The sequence below is a fragment of the Dietzia sp. E1 genome (assembly GCF_014145015.1).
GTDB lineage: Bacteria > Actinomycetota > Actinomycetes > Mycobacteriales > Mycobacteriaceae > Dietzia > Dietzia cinnamea_A.
In genome coordinates this window covers 1-5,577 of record NZ_JAALDU010000181.1, presented here as the reverse complement: position 1 = coordinate 5,577, position 5,577 = coordinate 1, and the positions used below count along the sequence as shown (strand labels likewise).

The following is a 5,577-nucleotide window of genomic DNA, read 5'->3' as shown; positions in this document are numbered from 1 at the left end:
GCCGGCCGCGTGCTCGTGCCCGCCGGGGCCATCGGCGGACTCGACGTCCTCTCGGCGGCCGCCCGCGCCGGGACCGCCGACGCCAGCGTCCGCCACTACACCATCAAGCGGCCCGCGGCCCTGGACGTCGACGAGCAGCTCACCGATCGCCGCGAGGTCTTCCGCGGCTCGGCCCGCCAGGCGGCGCTCGAGTTCCCTCGCACCTCCAACGCGTCCGTCGCCCTCGCGCTGGCCACCCGCGGCCTGGACCGGACCGAGGTGATCGTGGTCGCCGACCCGGACGTCGGACGCACCCGCCACGTCGTCGAGTGGGAGTCACCGGTGGGCCGCTACGAGCTGCAGTTCGAGAACGCCGTCGACCCCGACTCCGGCGGCCGCACATCCGCGATCACCGCCTGGTCGGTGGCCGAGGTGCTGGGTGCCCTCGCGGCCGGCGCCGGCCCGGGGGTCGTCGTGCTCACGGGTCGCCGACCGGTGGAAGGCCACACGCCGAGCCCCTAACGTGTGGGTCCCACTCGATCGAGAGGTGCGAAATGACCAACGCCCGACCGTCAGACCCCGACCCGAGCGAGAGCCCCGACGTGGACAGCCACGGCGCGGCCCCGGCCGGCATCACGCCGGACTCCGACTCCACCTCGTTGCAGTCGGACAGCGCCACCAGCAAGCAGGGCCCGATGGAACAGCAGAGCCCGACACCCCAGCCGGGCAACAAGAGTGCCTACGTGTGGATCGCGGTCATCGCCGTCGTCGTCCTCCTCGTCGTCATCGGACTCGTCGGCTACGCGTTCGAAGTGTTCTGACGCCATGCCCGCCGCGTTCGACACCGTGATCGTCGGGGCGGGCAACGCCGGGGTCTCCCTGGCGGCCCGCCTCAGGCGCGACGGCGTGCGCAGCGTCGCGCTCATCGACCCCAGCCCCGTGCACCGGTACCGACCGATGCTCAACTACGCGGCGGCCGGGCAGGCCCGCATGTCCCGGTACGAACGGGTCATGGCGACCGTCGTCCCCGACGGCGTGGAGCTCCTCCCCCATGCGGCGACCCGCGTCGACCCGGCCGAACGCACGGTCACCCTCGACACGGGCGCCACCGTCGGCTACCGCGACCTCGTGCTGTGCCCCGGCCTGACCCCGCACTGGGACGCGATCCCGGGACTACAGGAGGGCTACGTCGACGGGTGGGCGGTGTCCGCGCACGTGCCCGAGTACGCCGGCCGGGCGTGCGCCGCCCTGGTCCGCGCCCGTGAGGGCACGGTGGTGTTCTCGGTCCCGCCCGAGCCCGCCTCCTGCGGCGGGACGGTGCTCAAGGCGATGTTCCTCGCCTGCGACCACTGGCGGCGCGAAGACGTGCTCGACCGGATCGACATCCACCTGGTGACCCCGTTCAGTGGGCTCCTCGGGCTCGAGCACGCGGACCGGAGGCTGCGGCCGTTCATCGAGCAGTACGGCATCACCGTTCACGAGCAGTCGCGCGTCGACGCCGTGGACCACCACGCCCGCACGGTGTCGGTCGACGGCCCGGCGCCTGCGACCATCGGGGACGTCCACCTGGCCTACGTCACACCGCACTCCCGTGCGCCCCGGTTCGTCGCCGACTCGGGGCTCGCCACCGACGACGACGCCGCCCTGGTCGACGTCGACCCGGGCACCCTGCGGCACACGCGCGTCGACACGGTGTGGGGCCTGGGGGACGCCGCGACGGTCGGGACCCGCCCGTCGGGTGGCGCGCTGCGCGCGCAGGTCGGGGTGGTGGCCGACAACCTCCGCGCCGCCCGCGACGGTGGAGCGCTACGGGAGTACGACGGCTACACGGTCATCCCCGTCGCCGTGAGCAGGAACCGACTGGTGCTCGACGAGCACGACCGGGACGGTCGGCCGGCCCCCTCGGTGCGCGGGATCGACCTCACCGTGCCACGGCGCATCACGTACGCGTTCGACCGGTTCGTCCAGCCCGTCGTGTACTTCCGCAAGCTCTTCCGCGGACGCGTCTGAGCCCGCGCTGCTCAGTGCGTCGCCAGCTCGATGCTCTCCCTCCGCGCCCGCGGCAGTTCGCTGCCGCGCTGGAGGTCCACGCGCACGTGGTGCAGGGTCGCTCCCCGGACCGGGAACGACCCCTCGTAGGCGGTGCTCACCGCGCTGCCGCGACTGCGGCCGATGTCCAGCGTCTCGTTCATGCTGAACATCGCGGGGGCCGTCACGGCGATGCGCCCGTGCCCTACCTGCTCGCCGTCGACGAACAGCCCCAGGTCGGCGCCGGCGGCGATCCCACCGTCGTAGCCGAACTCCAACTCGACCGTGCGGGCGCCCGCCGCGAGCGGCCGGGTGCCGGCGGCGCGGCCGTGGTGGCGGCCGAAGAAGTTGTACTCGAACACGGGCACGCCGTGGAGGAGATACAGCGTCATACCGCCGAACCGCCCACCGATGCTGAGCAGGACGCCTTCGCAGGCCCCCGGCTCGTGGACGTCGAGCGACGCCGAGAGCAGGAATCCCCGGTTGAACAGGCGCGGTGCGGCCTTCTCGTTGAGCCCGTCCATGTGCGGGTAGAGGGTGATGGACGTCCGGCCGGCCATGGGGTGGGGCGGTCGGTTGTCCCCGGCCTGACGGCCGACGGTGCTGTCGTCCAGCGGCAGGACGTCGTAGCGGGCGGCCTCGGCGATGAACTTGGTCTTCAGCCGTTCGAGGACATCCGGGTGCTCGTCGGCCAGGTCGCGTGCCTGCGACCAGTCCACGCGGGTGTCGTACAGCTCCCACCTGCTGGCGGAAAGGTCGGCGAGGTCGACCCGGGTGGCCATCAGCCAGGGTGCGCGCTGCGCGGTCACCGCCGTCCACCCGTGGTCGTAGATCCCGCGGTTGCCGAAGATCTCGAAGTACTGGGTGGTGTGTCGGTCCGGGGCGTCGGGCTCGGCGAACGTGTACGCCATGCCCACCCCCTCGAGCGGCTTCTGCGCCACCCCGTCCACGGTGTGTGGCATCGGCAGGCCCGCGGCCTCGAGGATCGTCGGTGTGATGTCCACGCAGTGGTGCCACTGGTGGCGCAGCTTCCCGGGTTCGGCGATCCGACCCGGCCAGTGGGCGACGAGCCCGTTGCGGGTGCCGCCGTAGTGGGAGGCGACCTGCTTGGCCCATTGGTACGGGGTGCCCAGCGCCAACGCCCAGGACGCCGGGAAGTGCGGATAGGAGTCCGGCCCGCCGAGGGCGTCCCAGTTGTCCAGCAGTTCCGCGGTCGTGGAGGGCAGCCCGTTGAGGCCGGCCAGGTAGTTGAACGCGCCCAGTCGCCCGCCCTCGGTGGAGGCGCCGTTGTCCCCGACCATGTAGAGCACGAGGGTGTCCTCGAGCGCGCCGGTGGAGGCGAGGTGGTCGATGAGGCGGCCCACCTGGTCGTCGGTGTGCTCGAGGAACCCGGCGTACAGCTCCATGAGTCGGGCGGCGACGCGTCGTTCGTCGGCGTCGAGCTCCTCCCAGTGCGGCAGCCCGGGAGCCCAGGGGCCGAGTTCGGTGTCGGGCGGCACCACCCCGAGCTCCTTCTGGCGCTCCAGCGTCCGTTCGCGCAGCGCGTCCCAGCCGTCGTCGAACTCGCCGACGTACCGGTCCCGGTAGGCCTCCGGCACGTGCAGGGGCGCGTGAACGGCGCCGAATGGCAGGTAGCAGAACCACGGCTGACCCGGGGAGACCGAGCCCAGCTCGTCGATCCACTGAACGGCACGGTCCACCAGGTCCTCGGTGAGGTGGTACCCCTCCTCCGGTGTGCGCGGCGGGTCCACCTGCCGGCGGCCGTCGTAGAGGACCGGGGTGAAGTGGTCGGCCTCGGCGCCGAGGAATCCATAGAAGGTGTCGAAGCCCTCCTCGGTGGGCCAGCGGTCGAACGGGCCGGCGGCGGTGGTCTCCCACGGCGGGGTCTGGTGCATCTTGCCGAACGCGCCGGTGGCGTAGCCGTTGCCGCGCAGCACGCGGGCGACGGTGGCGGCGGAGTCGGGGCGGACGCCGGTGTAGCCGGGCGCGCGGGTGGCCATCTCGGAGATCACGCCCATGCCGACGCTGTGGTGATTGCGTCCGGTCAGGGTGGCCGCGCGGGTCGGTGAGCACAGCGCGGTGGTGTGGAAGCGCGTGTAACCGGCGCCGTCGCGGGCCAGGCGCTCGATCGTGGGCGTGCGGCACGGCCCGCCGAAGGCGGACGAGGTGCCGAAACCCACGTCGTCGAGCATGACGAGCAGGATGTTGGGCGCCGACTCCGGCGGCCAGACCTGCTCGGCCCCCGGGAACGGATCCTGCTGGTGGCGCCGGTCCATCTCCGCCGCGACGCGGGGCGCGAGTCGGCGGACCGGCAGAACGTGGCGGTCGAGGGTCGACCCGTCAGGGCACGCGGTCATGCCGGCACGTCCCCGACGATCGCCACGCGCTCCATCACGCGTCGGTGCGGGAAGTAGTCGCTACACGCGTAGTGCTGCGTGGCGCGGTTGTCCCAGAACGCGACCGTGCCGGGCGCCCAACGCAGGCGGACCTGGAAGTCGGGCATCTTCACCTGGTCCAGTAGCCGCCGGAGCAGCTCCCGCCCCTCGACGGGGTCCACGCCGTCGATCTCGGTGGTGAAGAGGCTGTTGACGAACAGCAGTTTGCGGCCGGTCTCCGGGTGCGTCCGGACGACGGGGTGGTGCTGCGGCGGGTACTGCGCCTGCATCTGCGCGAGCTTGTCCGGCGTCATCCCGAGGCCGAACGACGGGGTGAAGTCGTGCGTGGCGGTGAGCCCGTCGATCCGCTCCTTGATGTCGTCGGGCAGGGCGTCGTAGGCGTTGCCCATGTCCGACCAGAGGGTGTCGCCACCGGCGTCGGGGACCTCGATCGCCCGGAGCACCGAGCCCATCGGCGGGCGGTTCTTCCAGGTCACGTCGACGTGCCAGATGTTCTCCATGCCCGGGTTGTCCTGACCGCGGTCGAACCGGACGACCTCGGGGATCTCGCCCTGGTCGAGGATCGGGTGGACCTCCAGCTCGCCCCAGTGGGCGGCGAAGTCGCGGTGCTGGTGGGCGGTGAGGTGCTGCTGGTCGCGGAAGAAGAGGACCTTGCGTTCGAGGAGCGCGGTCTTGAGCTCGGCGATCTGCTCGGGCGTCGGGGCGGCGAGGTCCACGCCCTCGATGTCGGCGCCGATGAACGGCGTGACGGGCCGCACGCCGATGTGCTCGTAGGTGGCGGGCGGCGCGTCGTCGGCACGGAGCCGGAGACGCTTGGGACCGAATTCGATCTGGTGATCGCCGATGGTGACCTGCATGGGGGTTCCTCTCGTGGCCGCGGAGCGCGGGCGATGGGCGGGAGTCGGCAGCGACCGTAGACATCTGTCTACAGCCGGGCCTATCGAGACTGTAGACGTTCGTCTACAGTCGTGTCCATGGAACGCCCCACACCAGATCGCCCCGTCGGCCGTGACGCCGTCCGCCGCGCCGTCCTGGGCACGGCCCGACGGGTCTTCGCCGCCCGCGGACCACGTGCGCCACTGCGCCTGGTGGCCGAGGCGGCTGGGGTCAACCTCGGTCTCATCCACCGGCACATCGGCAACAAGGACGACCTGCTGGCAGCGGTGCTCGAGGA

6 protein-coding genes are annotated in these 5,577 nt (G+C 72.1%); 4 read left to right on the top strand and 2 right to left on the bottom strand.

All coding sequences use genetic code 11. From position 1 onward, the window contains the following. The 3 genes from G6030_RS07370 to G6030_RS07360 form a co-directional block, all read left to right on the top strand. A partial coding sequence (locus tag G6030_RS07370) for an aspartate dehydrogenase domain-containing protein (RefSeq protein WP_182642676.1) occupies positions 1-501 on the top strand: 501 nt, incomplete at its 5' end. A gap of 32 nt (positions 502-533) precedes the next feature. Continuing rightward, positions 534-800: a DUF6480 family protein gene (locus G6030_RS07365; protein ID WP_182642675.1), complete on the top strand. Its 267-nt coding sequence runs from the start codon at positions 534-536 to the stop codon at positions 798-800. A 4-nt stretch (positions 801-804) separates the two neighbouring features. Continuing rightward, a complete protein-coding gene (locus G6030_RS07360; protein WP_182642674.1) occupies positions 805-1,989 on the top strand; it encodes an FAD/NAD(P)-binding oxidoreductase in 1,185 nt (394 codons plus the stop codon). Between the two features lie 11 nt (positions 1,990-2,000). Here G6030_RS07360 and G6030_RS07355 read toward each other — a convergent pair whose 3' ends face one another. Continuing rightward, positions 2,001-4,364, bottom strand: coding sequence for an arylsulfatase (locus G6030_RS07355; RefSeq protein ID WP_182642673.1), 2,364 nt, complete (start codon positions 4,362-4,364; stop codon positions 2,001-2,003). Further along, positions 4,361-5,260: a TauD/TfdA family dioxygenase gene (locus G6030_RS07350; protein WP_182642672.1), complete on the bottom strand. Its 900-nt coding sequence runs from the start codon at positions 5,258-5,260 to the stop codon at positions 4,361-4,363. The genes G6030_RS07355 and G6030_RS07350 overlap by 4 nt, the downstream gene beginning before the upstream one ends. A gap of 117 nt (positions 5,261-5,377) precedes the next feature. Here G6030_RS07350 and G6030_RS07345 point away from each other — a divergent pair. Beyond that, a partial coding sequence (locus G6030_RS07345; RefSeq protein ID WP_187701609.1) for a helix-turn-helix domain-containing protein occupies positions 5,378-5,577 on the top strand: 200 nt, incomplete at its 3' end.